This is a genomic window from Kitasatospora sp. NPDC002227 (assembly GCF_040296285.1).
Classification (GTDB): domain Bacteria; phylum Actinomycetota; class Actinomycetes; order Streptomycetales; family Streptomycetaceae; genus Kitasatospora.
In genome coordinates, this window is record NZ_JBEOWY010000001.1 from 16,210 (window position 1) to 30,741 (window position 14,532).

General features: G+C 74.4%; 12 protein-coding genes. 9 read left to right on the forward strand and 3 right to left on the reverse strand.

What is annotated here, in order from left to right; genetic code table 11:
- Positions 1-75: 75 nt before the first annotated feature.
- Positions 76-1,185, reverse strand: a complete 1,110-nt coding sequence (locus ABT095_RS00070; protein ID WP_350526922.1) for an aminotransferase class I/II-fold pyridoxal phosphate-dependent enzyme — start codon at positions 1,183-1,185, stop codon at positions 76-78.
- A 112-nt stretch (positions 1,186-1,297) separates the two neighbouring features.
- On the opposite strand from ABT095_RS00070, the gene ABT095_RS00075 reads away from it, so the two are divergent.
- Positions 1,298-1,888: an antibiotic biosynthesis monooxygenase gene (locus ABT095_RS00075; protein ID WP_350526923.1), complete on the forward strand. Its 591-nt coding sequence runs from the start codon at positions 1,298-1,300 to the stop codon at positions 1,886-1,888.
- Here ABT095_RS00075 and ABT095_RS00080 read toward each other — a convergent pair.
- Positions 1,875-3,035, reverse strand: coding sequence for a winged helix DNA-binding domain-containing protein (locus ABT095_RS00080; protein ID WP_350526924.1), 1,161 nt, complete (start codon positions 3,033-3,035; stop codon positions 1,875-1,877). The genes ABT095_RS00075 and ABT095_RS00080 overlap by 14 nt on opposite strands.
- Before the next feature lie 23 nt (positions 3,036-3,058).
- Entirely contained in the window at positions 3,059-4,840 is a 1,782-nt protein-coding gene (locus ABT095_RS00085; protein WP_350526925.1) for a glycoside hydrolase family 15 protein, read from the reverse strand.
- 144 nt (positions 4,841-4,984) lie between these two features.
- On the opposite strand from ABT095_RS00085, the gene ABT095_RS00090 reads away from it, so the two are divergent.
- The 8 genes from ABT095_RS00090 to ABT095_RS00125 all read left to right on the forward strand — a co-directional run bounded on the left by ABT095_RS00090 (position 4,985) and on the right by ABT095_RS00125 (position 14,529).
- Complete coding sequence (locus tag ABT095_RS00090; RefSeq protein WP_350526926.1) at positions 4,985-5,791, forward strand: SAM-dependent methyltransferase; 807 nt, start codon at positions 4,985-4,987, stop codon at positions 5,789-5,791.
- Complete coding sequence (locus ABT095_RS00095) at positions 5,788-7,890, forward strand: putative bifunctional diguanylate cyclase/phosphodiesterase (protein ID WP_350526927.1); 2,103 nt, start codon at positions 5,788-5,790, stop codon at positions 7,888-7,890. Before ABT095_RS00090 ends, ABT095_RS00095 begins: the two co-directional genes overlap by 4 nt.
- 233 nt (positions 7,891-8,123) lie before the next feature.
- A complete protein-coding gene (locus ABT095_RS00100) occupies positions 8,124-8,897 on the forward strand; it encodes a glycosyltransferase family 2 protein (RefSeq protein WP_350526928.1) in 774 nt (257 codons plus the stop codon).
- Complete coding sequence (locus ABT095_RS00105) at positions 8,894-10,210, forward strand: glycosyltransferase family 2 protein (protein ID WP_350526929.1); 1,317 nt, start codon at positions 8,894-8,896, stop codon at positions 10,208-10,210. The genes ABT095_RS00100 and ABT095_RS00105 overlap by 4 nt, the downstream gene beginning before the upstream one ends.
- On the forward strand, positions 10,207-11,385 hold the full coding sequence (locus ABT095_RS00110; protein WP_350526930.1) for a glycosyltransferase family 2 protein: 1,179 nt from the start codon (positions 10,207-10,209) through the stop codon (positions 11,383-11,385). The genes ABT095_RS00105 and ABT095_RS00110 overlap by 4 nt, the downstream gene beginning before the upstream one ends.
- Positions 11,382-12,740, forward strand: coding sequence for a lipopolysaccharide biosynthesis protein (locus ABT095_RS00115; RefSeq protein WP_350526931.1), 1,359 nt, complete (start codon positions 11,382-11,384; stop codon positions 12,738-12,740). Before ABT095_RS00110 ends, ABT095_RS00115 begins: the two co-directional genes overlap by 4 nt.
- Positions 12,737-13,720 (forward strand): glycosyltransferase family 2 protein, encoded by a 984-nt coding sequence (locus ABT095_RS00120; protein ID WP_350526932.1) that lies wholly within the window; start codon positions 12,737-12,739, stop codon positions 13,718-13,720. The genes ABT095_RS00115 and ABT095_RS00120 overlap by 4 nt, the downstream gene beginning before the upstream one ends.
- Positions 13,717-14,529 (forward strand): polysaccharide deacetylase family protein, encoded by an 813-nt coding sequence (locus ABT095_RS00125; protein WP_350526933.1) that lies wholly within the window; start codon positions 13,717-13,719, stop codon positions 14,527-14,529. The genes ABT095_RS00120 and ABT095_RS00125 overlap by 4 nt, the downstream gene beginning before the upstream one ends.
- Positions 14,530-14,532 lie beyond the last annotated feature (3 nt).

The following is a 14,532-nucleotide window of genomic DNA, read 5'->3' on the forward strand; positions in this document are numbered from 1 at the left end:
GGTTCTCTTGCTCAGTCTGCTACGAACCAAACATGAACGCTTCATGTACGGCATCCGGAGCGATATCCCAGCAGGTCAGCATGGGGTCAATCGGGTGAGCGCGGCGCGCAGCCGCTCGACGGGGAGCGCGTAGTTGAGCCGCAGGTGCGAGCCCCACGCCGGTCCGAAGTCGGTGCCCGCCGAGAGCTCGACGTCACGCTCGGTGAGCAGTAGCTCCCGCGCTCCCTCGGCCGGGAGGCCGAGCGCGGTGGCGTCCAGCCAGAGCAGGTAGGAGGCCTCCGGCCGGGAGGCCACCGCCGGGCCGAGCGCCGCCAGGGCCAGCTCCCGGTGCCCGGCCAGCCGCTGGAGCAGCGCGTCCAGCCACGGCCCGCCGTGCTCGAGCGCCGCCCGCTGCACCAGCTGCGGCACCAGCCCGCCCTCCCAGAGGCCGTAGCCGCCCATCAGGGTGAGCAGCCGCTCGCGCAGCCCCGGGTCCGGCACCAGGGCGAAGCAGCTCGGGATGCCCGAGGTGTTGAAGGTCTTGCCCACCGAGTTGAGCGTCACGGTGTGCCGGGCCGCCTCGCCCGCCACCGCGACGGCGACCGGGTGGCGCAGGCCCAGGTCAGGGTGGACCAGGTCGCTGTGCACCTCGTCGGAGACCAGCAGCCCGCCGCGCCCGGCCGCCTGCTCGGCCAGGGCGCGCAGCTCGGCGGCCTGCCAGACCCGGCCGGACGGGTTGTGCGGGTTGCTCAGCAGCACCAGCCCGGCCCCGGCGAACTCCGCCACCGGCAGCCGGTACCCGCCGCCGTCCCGCGCCAGCTCCACCGCCCGGTACGCCAGCCCGGCCACCTCGCAGAGCTGCCGGAACCCGCCCCAGTCCGGTGTCGGCGAGAGCACCGGCCCGCGCGGCCCGACCGCCGCCAGCAGCAGCCGCAGCGCCGTCCGGGCACTGAACGGCAGCAGCAGCACCCAGTCCGGGTCGACCACCACCCTGTGCCGCTCCCGGTACCAACGGGCCACCAGCTCCCGCCCGCCCGGATCGCACACCGTGTACCCGTACGCCGGGTGCCGGGCCCGCTCGGCCAGCGCCGCCCCGATCTCCGGCGGCCCCGGCAGGTCCATGTCCGCCAGCCCGAGCGCGATCCGCCCCTCGCCCGCCCGCGCCCACTTGATGCTCCCCGTCCCACTGCGGTCGAACATGCCCATGTGCCCCACGCTACCGGGGTGCTGACACAGTCGCGGCAGACTCCTGCCGTCGGCCGGGCGCGGGGTGCGCGGTCCGCCTAGGCTGGGGTGGATCACGCGATGGGGGCATGTCATGACTGAGACGACGCAGGCCGGAGGTGCCGTCACCCTCCTGGTGGCGCACGAGGTGGACCAGGGCTACGAGGAGTCCTTCGAGGTGTGGGCCAACGGCATCCTCGCGGCCGCCGCGGCGCAGCCGGGGAACCTGCGGACGGGGCTGCTGCGGCCGGCCGAGCCGGGCGGGCCGTGGCAGCTGGTGATGCACTTCAAGGACGCCGAGTCCTTCCAGGCCTGGCAGGACTCGCCGGAGCGGGCCGAGCGGCTCGGCTCGATCGACCACCACCACGCGATAGACCGGCACGAACTGCGCGGGCTGGAGGGCTGGTTCACGGCCGCCCCGAGCGGCGGGGAGCGCAAGGGCCCGCCGCGCTGGAAGATGGCGGTCGCGGCCGCACTGGCGATCAACCCGCTGACCGTCACCGGCAGTCTCTTCCTCACCCCGCACCTGCACATGCCGGTGGTGCTGCGCTCGATCATCCTCGGCTGCGTGTTCAGCAGCCTGATGGTCTACGTGATGCTCCCGTTCGTGAACCGGCTGCTCAAGCCCTGGCTCTTCCCGAACAAGCAGGGCCCGAACAGCCAGAGCCCGGTCAGGAAGCGCTGAGCCTGCGCTCCAGCGGGGTGCGGAACCGGGGCGTCACCCGGGTGTCGCCCAACCAGCCGTGCAGGCGGTCGAGTTCGGCCTCTACCGCCGCGGTGGCCGCGCCGTCGAGCGGCTCCAGGGCCTCCCAGGTGAGTGAGCCGCCGGCGCGCTGGGCCCAGCCGCCGACCACCCGGCCGTTCCACCAGACGGTGGGGCCGATATTGCCCGATCGGTCGAAGAGCTCGGCCCGGTGCTCGGTGGGCAGGTACCAGTCGCGCTGCTGCCAGCCCATCGGGGTCGGGTCGAGCGCGGGCAGCAGCGCCGCCCAGGGCTCCGGCGGCTCCACCGGGTCGAGGTCGCCGGGCAGTGCCACGCCCGCCCCGGCGGCGAGGGTGACCGGCACCGCGCCGCAGGCCTCCAGCGCGGCCCGCACCTCCCGCAGACCCCAGCCCGTCCACCACTTGAAGTCCTCGACGGTGGCGGGCCCGTAGCTCGCCAGCCAGCGGCGGGCCAGCTCGGCCTGCGCCTCGGCCACCGGCAGCCGCGCCGGGGCCCGGTGCGGCTCCCAGTGGTGCGTCCCGCTGGTCCAGCCGCCGACCGGGCGGCCCCGGACGATGGTGCCGTCCATGCCGAGCACCACCAGCAGCCGGCTGCCCACGCTCTGCCGGGCCTCGTACGGCTTGCCGGCGGACATCAGCACGCTCTCGCGCAACTCGGGCACCAAGTCGCCCAGTTGCTTGGTGCTCGCCTCCCCGGCCGAGGCCAGTGCGGCGAGGGCGCGCTGCTCGACGCCCGCCAGCCAGTCGGCGTCCCAGCCGCCCTCGGCGAGGAAGGCGAGCAGGCGGCGGCGCTCGGTGACGGCCACCTTGCGGGTGGTGGAGGAGTGCACCAGCGGGGCCACGTCGGCGGGCAGCACGAAGAGGGTGCGGCGCATGCCGTGCATCCGCAGCAGCGTGCGGTCCTGGTAGAGCGAGCGCTCCAGGGCGGCGACTCCGGTGCCGGCCGCGCGGGCGGCGGTGGAGAGGAAGACGGTGGCCGGGTCGCTGGCGTGCAGCACCAGCACCGCCTCGGCCACCTGCTCGGGCGAGGCGGCCCGGTGGGCGGGGCCCAGCAGGTGACGGCGCGCCAGGCGGGCGCGGCGCTGGTCGTCGTCGATCACGGTGGCCATGGCACGGTCCTTCATCGGGGAACTCAGGAGTCTGCCAGGGCGAAGGCGGTGTTCACCAGCGCGACATGGGTGAAGGCCTGCGGGGTGTTGCCCAACTGGCGGCGGGCGACGGGGTCGTACTCCTCGGAGAGCAGGCCCAGGTCGTTGCCGAGCGCCACCACCCGGCCGAACAGGTCGCGGGCCTCGGCCGGGCGGCCGGTCATCGCCAGCGCGTCGGCGAGCCAGAACGAGCAGGCCAGGAAGGCGCCTTCGGTGCCGTGCAGCCCGTCCGCGCCGGGGCGGCGGTCGGTGCCGGTGGCCTGGTAGCGGCGGACGAACCCGCCGTGGTCGAGGACGGTGCGTACCGCGTCCACCGTGCGGATCACCCGGGCGTCGTCCGGCGGGAGGAAGCCGGTCTTGACCACGAAGAGCGTGGCCGCGTCCAACTCCCGCCCGCCGTAGTGCTGGACGAAGACGCCGCGCCCGGAGTCGTACCCGTGCGCCAGCACGTCGGCCCGGACGTCGGCGCGCATGGTGCGCCAGCGCTCGACCGGGGCGGGCAGGCCGGTGGCCTCGGCCATCTTCAGCGCGCGGTCGGCGGCGGCCCAGGCCATCACCTTGGAGTGCACGAAGTGCCGCCGCTCGCCGCGGATCTCCCACAGGCCTTCGTCCGGCTCGCGCCAGTGCTTCTCCAGGAAGTCCATCAGGGCGAGCAGCAGCCGCCAGACCTTGCGCTCCATCGGCAGCCCGGCGGCCAGTGCGAGCTGCAGGGTGTCCACCACCTCGCCGTAGATGTCGAGTTGGAGCTGGTGCATGGCGGCGTTGCCGAGCCGGACGGGGCTGGAGCCCTGGTAGCCGGGCAGCCAGGGGGCGGTGGTCTCGGGCAGGCCGCGCTCGCCGGCCACCCCGTAGACGGTCTGCAGATCGCCCGGGTCGCCCGCGATGGCGCGCAGCAGCCAGGTGTGCCAGGCGGCGGCCTCCTCGCGGAAGCCGCCGCGCAGCAGGGCGGAGAGGGTGAGGCTGGAGTCGCGCAGCCAGCAGAAGCGGTAGTCCCAGTTGCGCTCGCCGCCGATCACCTCGGGCAGCGAGGTGGTGGGGGCGGCCACGATGCCGCCGGTCGGGCCGTAGGTGAGCGCCTTGAGGGTGATCAGCGAGCGCAGCACCTGCGCCTGCCACTCGCCCTGGTAGCGGCAGGCGGCGGCCCAGTGCCGCCAGTACTCCAGGGTGCCGGTGAGCACCCGCTCGGCGTCGGCACGCGGGGCGGCCGTCACGTGGGAGGGCTGCCAGGTGAGGGTGAACGGCACCCGCTGGCCCGCGTGGACGGTGAACTCCGAGACGGTGGTGCCGTCCTCGCCGAAGGTGTGCACCCCGGGCGGCACCCGCAACCAGGCCGAGTCCGGCCCCGCCACGGCGACCCGGTGGTGCCCGGTGCGGCGCACCCAGGGGGCGACCCGGCCGTTGTTGAAGCGCAGCCGCAGCTCGCCCCGTACCGCCACCTCTCCGGTCAGCCCCTCGACGATGCGCACCAGTTGGGGTGCGCGGTGGCGCCTCGGCATGAAGTCGGTGACCCGGACGGAGCCGGTCGGGGTGTGCCAGTCGGACTCCAGCACCAGGGTGTCGCCCCGGTAGCGCCGCTCGGTGCACGGCCCGCCGCCGGCCGGGGAGATCCGCCAGCCGCCGTGGGCGTCCGAGCCGAGCAGGGCGGCGAAGCAGCTGGGGGAGTCGAACCGGGGCAGGCAGAGCCAGTCGACCGAGCCGTCCCTGCCGACCAGGGCGGCCGTCTCCAGGTCTCCGATGAGGGCGTAGTCCTCGATGAGTCCGGCCATCGCCCTCCCATTCTCCGCGCCCCCGAGGCACCGGCCAGTCGGTCCGCACGGCAGGGGCCCGGCTTGCGAGGGGGACGAACCGGGAGGAAGATCGTCATATCCTGTTGTCACCTTGAGGTACCGGACCGGGAAAGGGGTGCCGTGATGCGGCGACCGAACTGGGTACCGGCCGGTACTGATCTCGACAAGCCCAATGCCGCCCGGGTGTACGACTACTACCTGGGCGGTTCGCACAACTTCGAGGTGGACCGCCGGATGGCGCGCCGGGCGATGGAGCTCTGGCCCGACCTGCCGGCGATCATGCGCTCCAATCGGGCCTTCCTGCGCCGCTCCGTGCAGTACCTGGCCGAGCGCGGCGTCAGCCGCTTCCTGGACATCGGTTCCGGCATCCCGACCTTCGGCGCCGTGCACGAGGTGGCCCGGGTGACCAGGCCCGAGGCCCGGGTGGTGTACGTGGACCGGGATCCGGTCGCCGTCGCGCACAGCAGGCTGCTGCTCAAGGGCGACCCGCTCAGCGAGGTGGTCGAGGCCGACCTGCGCGACACCTCCGACCTGCTGGCCCGCCCCGAGGTGGCCGCGCTGCTGGACGCCGGGGAGCCGGTGGCGCTGATGCTGGTCGCCGTCGTGCACTTCGTCACCGACGAGGAGGAGCCCGGCAAGCTGCTGGCCGCGCTGCGCGAGCGGCTGCCCGAGGGCAGCGCGCTGGTGCTCTCGCACGCCTCGCTCGAGGGCCGCCCGGACCAGGCCGGCCCGCACCAGGACCTCTACAAGCTCACGCCGACACCGCTGACCATGCGCAGCCGGGAGCAGATCACGGAGTTCTTCGACGGCTTCGAGCTGGTCGCGCCGGGCGTGGTCTACCTCCCCGAGTGGCGCCCGGAGAACCCCGACGCCGTCGGCCCGCACCCCGAGCGGATGACCGGCATGGCAGGCGTCGGATTCCTCCGGTGAGCATCGACCGGCCGCCAGGGCCCACCCCGGACACGGGACGCTTCCAGGAGGAGTGGACCAGGCTCCTGGAGAGCGGCCACGGCGTGGCCGTGCACCCCGGCATCCTGCGCCGGCTGACCGAGCGGACGGCGAACCTGCTGCACCGGGCCCAGCACGAGGAGCCCTTCCAGGCCACGCTCGCCACCGAGGCGGGCGCGCTGCTGGTGGAGGAGCACTTCACCGACCCGGCCGTGCTGGCCCGGGCCGTCGAGCTGCTGCACGCCCACCCGGCCCCCGGCGCCCGCGGCCCCGCCCTGTGCGGCGCCTTCGCGGCCGGCTGGGCCGCCGCCCTGCGCGAGCGCACCCTGCGCGAGCAGGAGTCGATCCGGATGGCGGCCGACATCGCCCGCCAGGAGGTCGAGAAGGCGCTGCGGGCCTCCGAGAACCGGTTCCGCGCGCTGTTCGAGAGCGCGGCGATCGGCATCGGCATCGGCGACACCGAGGGCAACATCCTGGCCGTCAACCGCGCGCTGCAGGACATCTTCGGCGCCCGCCCCGAGGACCTCCAGGGCCACCGGGTCGACGAGCTCGTGCACCCCGAGGACACCCCGGGCGTCTGGGAGGCGTACGAGGAGCTGATCACCGGCAAGCGCGAGTACCTGCAGTTCGACAAGCCGTACTACCGCCGTGACGGCGAGGTGGTCTGGACGCACCTGACCGTCTCGCTGATCCGCGACGACGAGGGCCGCCCGCAGTACCAGGTGGCGATGCTCGAGGACATCACCGACCGCTACCGCCTCCAGGAGCGGCTGCGCCACCAGGCCACCCACGACCCGCTGACCGGGCTGCCGAACCGCTCGGCCTTCTTCGAGCGTCTGGAGCGGCTCTTCGAGGAGCCGGAGGCGGGGGCCAGGTTCGGGCTCTGCTACGTCGACCTGGACGGCTTCAAGGTGGTCAACGACAGCCTCGGCCACGACACCGGGGACCAGCTGCTCGCCGCCGTGGCCGGCCGCCTGGAGTCGGCGCTCACCCCGCTCGGGCACCTGGTGGCCCGCCTCGGCGGGGACGAGTTCGTGGTGCTGCTCGAGAACTGCCGGGGCGAACAGGAGGCGGTGGCCGCCGCCAAGACGGTGCTCGCCGCGCTGGACAAGCCGGTGCTGATCGGCGACCACAAGCTCGCGGTGGGCGCCAGCATCGGCGTCCTCGAGCGCCGGGTGTCGACCACCACCCCCGGCGCGGCCGTACGGGCCGCCGACCTCACGCTCTACCGGGCCAAGGAGGCCGGGCGGGGCCGCTGGACGCTCTTCGACCCGAAGGAGAACGCGCGGGCGGTCAGCCGGTACGCGGTGTCCGTGCGGATGCCCGCGGCGCTGGACCGGGGCGAGTTCTTCATCGACTACCAGCCGCTCTGCTCGCTCGGCGACGGCACGCTGGTCGCGGTCGAGGCGCTGGTGCGCTGGCGGCACCCGCAGCTGGGCGTGCTGGGCCCGGAGGAGTTCATCGGCACCGCCGAGGAGACCGGCCTGATCATGCCGCTCGGGCGGTGGGTGCTGGAGCAGGCGTGCGGTCAGGCAGCCGACTGGGTAAGGCGGTTCGGATCGGCCGCGCCGCAGATGAACGTCAACCTGGCGGTCCGCCAGGCCCGCAACGCGGGGCTGGTCGGGGACATCGACCGCATCCTGCGGGCGAGCGGGCTCGACCCGGCCAAGCTGCAGCTGGAGATCACCGAGAGCACCGTGGTCGGCCCCGAGGACGAGGCCCTCAAGGCCCTGCACGGCGTGGTCGACATGGGCGTCTCGCTGGCCGTGGACGACTTCGGCACCGGCTGGTCCAACCTCGCCTACCTGCGCGACCTGCCGGTCTCCGGACTGAAGATCGCGGGATCCTTCGTCGGCGACCTGCACGACCCCACCAAGGACGCCCACCTCGGGTGGCGGATCGTCAGCGGCCTCGTATCGCTCGCCCACACCCTGGGCCTGACCGTCACCGCCGAGGGCGTGGAGAGCGGCTCCGACGCCGAACGGCTCCGCCTGATGGGCTGCGACTGGGCCCAGGGCTGGCACTTCGGCCGCCCGATGCGGCCGGCGGAGATCGCGCGCCGGATCTCCAGCGGGGACTGAATCGGTCCATAGCGTAGGAAAACCTACGTCATGCGGAGATATCGGTTGACAGCCCCTTCCCCGGGCGCGAATGATGGGCTCATCCAGGGGGTGTGGGGGTTGTACCGGGGGATTTGCGGTACCGATGGGGCTTCGGCCCCTGTTCAGTCGTACGCCTGAGTTCCCGGCGTACCTCCCGCCTCACGAGAGGCCCTCCCGTGATGAGCAGTACTCTGCCTCCCAACGTCCGGCCCATGCGCCGGTCCAGCGATCAGCTGAACTCCCCGCAGCCCATGCGCCGTTCGACCGACGGCTACCGCAGCCGCCACAGCGTCAGCCTGGTCGTCCCGGCGCGGAACGAGGCGCGGAACATCCCCTGGGTGTTCGAGCAGATCCCGCGCTGCGTCGGCGAGGTGATCCTGGTCGACGGGTCCTCGACCGACGCCACCGTGGCGATCGCCTCGCACTGCCTGCCGAGCGTGCGCAGCGTCCAGCAGAGCGGCCCCGGCAAGGGCAACGCCCTGCGCACCGGCTTCGAGGCCGCGACCGGTGAGTACATCGTGATGATGGACGCCGACGGTTCGATGTGGCCCGGGGAGATCCCGCACTTCCTGCACTTCCTCGACAACGGCTACGACTTCGTCAAGGGCTCCCGCTGCATCGCCGGCGGCGGATCGCTGGACTTCACCCGCACCCGCTCGCTCGGCAACCGGGCGCTGCTCGCGGTGGTCAACCGGCTGTACCACACCCGGCTCACCGACCTGTGCTACGGCTACTGCGCCTTCCGGCGCAGCTTCCTGGACACCCTGGACCTGCGCTCCTCCGGCTTCGAGATCGAGGCCGAGATGATCGCGCACGCCCTCCGCTCGGGCCTTCGGATCGCCGAGGTGCCCAGTCTCGAACTTCCCCGCCGCAGTGGCCGCTCCCACCTGCACGCCGTCTCCGACGGCCGCCGGGTGCTGCGGACCCTGCTCGCCGAGCGCCCCGGCGCCCGGTCCCAGACGGTCCACTCCGTGGGGGAGCGATGATGAATGGCCCCGACCGGCGCACCGCAGCTGCCTGCCCGCGCCCTGCCGCCCGCGACTCGCTCCGCACCCCCGTCGGTGTCGCCGAACTGGACCTGGACGCACCCGGTGAGCTGTGCTCGCCGGGCGGGCTCGGGCCGGCCGACCCGGACGGCCGCGTGCTGGCGTTGGTGCGGCTGCACGGACACCCGCTCGGATTGGTCACGGCCACCGGGGCTCCTGGCGACACCGCCGGGCTGCGCCGGGCGCTGGTCGATGCCGCCTACCGGGAACTGCACGTTCCCGCCCTGTCCACCGCGACACCCGTGGCGCGCCGAAGTCGGGTCGGCCGCGCCCGGGTGCCAGCGGACCTCCCCACCGTGAGCGTGGTCGTCTGCACCCGCGACCGGGCGGGGATGCTGCGGCAGTGCCTCGACTCCCTGCTGCGGACCGGCTATCCGCGGGTCGAGGTCATCGTCGTGGACAACGCGCCGAGCGACGACTCCACGAAGGAACTCGTCCAGGCGTGCTACCCGGGCCTGGTCCGCTACCTGCGCGAGCCGGTGGCGGGCCTGGCCCGGGCCCGGAACACCGGCCTCGCCGCCGCGCGCGGCGAGCTGTGCGCCTTCGCCGACGACGACCTGATCGTGGACGCCGGCTGGGTGCAGGCCCTCGCCGAGCGCTTCGGCGAGGACGAGAGCGTCGCCTGCGTCACCGGGCTGGTCCTGCCCGCCGAGCTGGAGACCGAGGCCCAGGCCACCCTGGAGCGCTACGGCGGCTACTCGCGGGGCTTCATCGCCCGCAGTTGGTCGCGGCAGGAGCTCGCCACCGACCCGCTGCTGCGGTTCTCCGTCGGCCGCTTCGGCTCCGGGGCGAACATGGCCTTCCGGACCGACGTACTGCGCCGGCTCGGCGGCTTCGACCCGGCCACCGGCACCGGCACCCCCGCCCGGGGCGGCGAGGAACTGCTCGCCTTCTTCCGGGTGCTGGGCGCCGGGCACACGATCGCGTACCAGCCCGACGCGATCGTCTGGCACCGGCACCCGCGCACCCAGCAGGACCTGGCGGACCACGTCTTCGGCTTCGGCGTCGGCTTCGGCGCCTACCTGGCCGCCGCCGTCACCCATCAGCCCGCCGTACTGGGCGAGTTGGTGCGCCGACTGCCGTCGGGCGTGCGCAAGTGGTACGCGGCCCGGCGGGCCGGTGCCCAGGTCTCCACGGTGCGGGACGGCGCGCTGGCCCGGCTGGAGTTCCGCGGCCTGCTGTACGGGCCGGTGGGCTACCTGCGCAGCGTGCGCCGCCAGCACGCCTTCGTCCGGGCCGGCGAAACGTCATGACCGTCACCGTCGAGCCGGCCCAGGTGGTCTCGTACGAGCTGGACGAACCGGCCGTGCTGCGCGCCCCCGGCGGGCTGCCCACCACCGCGGGCGGGGGGCCGGTGCTGGCGCTGCTGCGCCGGCACGGGCACCCGCTCGGGCTCGCCAAGGCGGTCGGCGGTGCCCCGCTGATGGGCGAACTCGCCCGGGCCGCCGGTGCGTTGCCCGAGCCCGGGCCGGCCGTGGCCGCCGCCGACGGGCTCCCGGTGAGCGTCATCCTGTGTACCCGGGACCGCACCGCACTGCTGCCCGGGTGCCTGGACGCACTGCTGCGCACCACCCACCGGCCGCTCGAACTGCTCCTGGTCGACAACGCGCCCGGCACCGACGCCACCGAGCGGCTGGTGCGCGAGCGCTACGCCGGGAGCATCACCTACCTGCGCGAGCCGCTGCCCGGTCTGGCCAGGGCCCGGAACACCGGGCTGGCGGCCGCGCGGGGCGAGGTCTGCGCCTTCACCGACGACGACGCCCTGGTGGAGCCCGGCTGGGTGGGGGCGCTGGCCGCGACCTTCCGGGCGGAGCCCGCGGTCGGGTGCGTCACCGGGCTGGTGCTGCCCGCCGAGCTGGAGACCGAGGCGCAGGTGCTGTTCGAACGGGACTTCGGCTTCGGCCGGGGCTTCGCGCCCCGGCGCTGGTCGCTGCGCGAGCCGCCCGCCGACCCGCTCTTCCCCTTCGCGGGCAGCCGGTACGGGACGGGCGCCAACATGGCCTTCCGGACCTCCGTGCTGCGCGGGATCGGCGGCTTCGACCCGGCCACCGGCACCGGCACCCCCACCGGGGGCGGCGAGGACCTGCTCGCCTTCCTGCAGGTGCTCACCGCCGGGCACACCCTGGCCTACCAGCCGGACGCCTTGCTCTGGCACCGCCACCGCCGCACCGGCGCCGCCCTCGACACCCAGCTGCACGGCTTCGGCGTCGGCTACGGCGCCTACCTGACGGCCGCCGTGCTCGACCGCCCCCGCCTGCTCCTCGCCCTGCTCCGCCGCCTCCCGGCCGGCCTGCGCCAGGCCGGCCGCGGCGACGGCGCGGCCTCGCTCGACCGGATCGACCTGCGCGGCGTCCTGCAGGGCCCGGCCGCCTACGCGGCCAGCCGACGCCTGCAGCGGAAGTTGGAGCGAAGAGGTGAGCGGCCGTGACCGCCGAGGTGGCCGCGCCGCGGGCCCGGGAGTGCTCCTGCCCGGTGCCGCTGCCCTGCCAGTGCGGCTTCGGGACGCTGCTGGCGGCCCGGCTGCGGGCGCTGCGGGCCGCGGAGCCGTTGGTGCGCAACGGGCAGCTGCTGGCGGCGAGTTCGGTGGTGGCGGCGGCGCTCGGGTCGGTCTTCTGGGTGTGCGCCACCCGGTGGTACGACGCCGCGACGGTGGGGCGCAGCTACGCCGCGATCTCCGCCGTCGGGCTGCTGTCCGCACTCGGGCGGTTCAACCTCGACCATGTGCTGACCAGGTTCCTGCCCACCGCCGGGCGGCACACCCGGCGGCTGGTGCTGCGCTGCTACGCCGTCAGCGCGGCGGCCAGCGCCCTGGCCGCCGGACTGTTCCTGCTGGCCGTGCCCTGGCTCTCACCGGGCCTGTCCTACCTGCGCACCCCCGGCCTGGCCGTCGCCTTCACCGGTGCCGCCGCCGCGTTCTCCCTCTTCGTGCTGCAGGACGGCGCGCTCACCGGGCTCGGCCGGATGGGCTGGGTGCTCGGCGAGAACTCGGTCTTCGCCGTGGCCAAGGCCGTCCTGCTGGCCGCCTGCGCGGCCCTCGCGGTGACCAGCGGAATCCTGCTCTCCTGGGCCGGAGCGATGGTGGTGGCGATCGTGCTCACCAACCTGGTGCTGTTCCGCCACGCCGTGCCCGCCCACCACCGGGCCGACCGCACCGGCGCCCCCGCGCCCGAGCGGATCGCCCGCTACGCCACCGCCGACTACCTGGGCAACCTGGCCGGGATCGCCGCCAACTGCACCGTGCCGCTGCTGGTGCTCGGCAAGCTGGGCGCCGAGCAGAACGCGTACTACTCGCTCGCCTACATCATGTCCGACACCCTCTACGTGATCGCCTTCTCGATGGGCGGCTCGCTGGTGGTCGAGGCCGCCCGGGCCCCCGAGCGCCTGGGCGAGCTGGCCCGCCGGATGCTGCGGCACAGCGGCCTGCTGCTGATCGTGGCGACCGGCACCGTCGCGCTGGCCGCGCCCTGGATCCTGCGGCTGTTCGGCCCCGCCTACGCCGAACACGGCACCACCGCCCTGCGGTTGATGGCGCTGTCCGCCCTGCCGAACGCGGTGCTAGCCGTCGCGATCGGCGCCGCCCGGGTGCGCCGGGCGCTCGGCTGGCTGTTCGGTGCCCAACTGGCCTTCGCCGCCATGCTGCTGAGCCTGGTGCTCACCCTGCTGCCGATCCTCGGCCTGACCGGGGTCGGCCTGGCCTGGCTGCTCACCTCCAGCCTGCTGGCGCTCGCGCTGCTGCTCACCCTGCCGCGCTGGCTGCCCTCACCCTCCCGGAGCACGCGATGACCACCCCGACCCTCTCCGTCGTGATCTGCAGCTACACCATGGCCCGTTGGGACGACGTCCGCGCCGCCCTCGCCTCCGTCCGGGCCCAGCAGCGGCCGCCCGAGGAGGTCGTCCTGGTGGTGGACCACTGCCCCGAGCTGGCCGAGCGGCTCGCCCGGCACGACCCGGACGCCCGCCTGGTGCTCAGCGCCGAACGCCCCGGCGTCTCGGGCGCCCGCAACACCGGCCTGGCGGCGGCGAGCGGCGAGATCCTGGCCTTCCTCGACGACGACGCGGTGGCCGAACCGGACTGGACCAGGCAGCTGCTCGCCCCCTACCGGGACCCGGCGGTGCTCGGCGTCGGCGGCCTGGTCACCTCCTGGTGGGAGCGCGGCCGGCCGGGCTGGTTCCCGCCCGAGTTCGACTGGGTGGTCGGCTGCTCGTACCCCGGATCGCCCGAACACACCTCGGCGGTACGGAACTTCATCGGCGCCAACATGTCCTTCCGGCGTGCGGCGGTGGTCGCCGCCGGCGGCTTCCGCAGCGACCTGGGGCGGGTCGGCACCAGCCCGTACGGCTGCGAGGAGACCGAGCTGTGCCTGCGGCTGACCGCGCTGCACCCCGGCGCCGAACTGCGGTACGAGCCGAGCGCGGTGGTGCGCCAGCACGTGCCGCCGGCCCGCGCCAAGGTCTCCTACTTCGTGAGCCGCTGCTACGCCGAGGGCCGCTCCAAGGCCCGGGTGGCCGGGTACACCGGCACCCGCTCGGCGCTCGCCAGCGAGCGGCGCTACCTGCGGCGGACCATCCCGGCGGCCTTCGGGCGCTCGCTCGGGCAGCGGCGCTGGGCGGCGGCGGGTGCGCTGCTCGGCGGCGTCTCGGCCACCGTGGTCGGCTACGCCGGCGGCCGCCTCGCGCCCGGCGTCCGGCCGGTCGCCGCGCCCGCCCGCCCGGAGCCCGAGGCCGAGCCGGTGAGTCCGGCCGCGAGGGGGCGGACGACATGAGAGCCGTACCGGTCTTCCTCTACCACTCCGTCTCCGACGACCCGCCGTCCTGGATCGCCCCCTGGACGGTGCGCCCGGCCGCCTTCCGGGAGCAGCTGGCCCGGATCGTGGACAGCGGCCTCGAAGTGGTGCCGCTGCGCCGCCTGGTCGCGGCGATCCACGGCGGCCCGGCGCTGCCGGCCAAGGCGGCCGTGCTCACCTTCGACGACGGATTCGCCGACTTCTACTGGACGGTCGCGCCGATCCTGGGCGACCTCGGCCTGCCCGCCACGCTGTACGTGACGGTCGGCGCGATCCACCCGCCCGGCGGCCGGGCCACCGGCAGCGTGCTGCCGCCCGCCCCGATGCTCAACTGGCGGCAGGTGACCACCCTGGACGCCACCGGCATCGAGATCGGCGGCCACTCGCAGACCCACGCCCAGCTGGACGTCGTCCGGGGCGCGCAGGTCACCGACGAGATCGTCACCAGCAAGCACCGCCTGGAGGAGGCGCTCGGCCACGAGGTCTCGGCCTTCGCCTACCCGCACGGGTACTCCAGCCCCGCCGTGCGCCGCACCGTCCGCGAGGCGGGCTGGCACTCGGCCACGGCGGTGGAGAACAGCTTCAGCTCGGCCGACGACGATCCCCTGCGGATCAGCCGCCTGATGCTGCACCACGACACCCCCAAGGAGGTCTTCCGGCACTGGACGGAGGGCCGGGGCGCTCGCACGGCGCCCTTCAACGAGACCCTCTACACCCGCTACTGGCGTACCTACCGCCGGTTCCGGGCGGCGATCGGCAGCCCCGTCGGCGGCCCCTCGCAGAGTTGAACC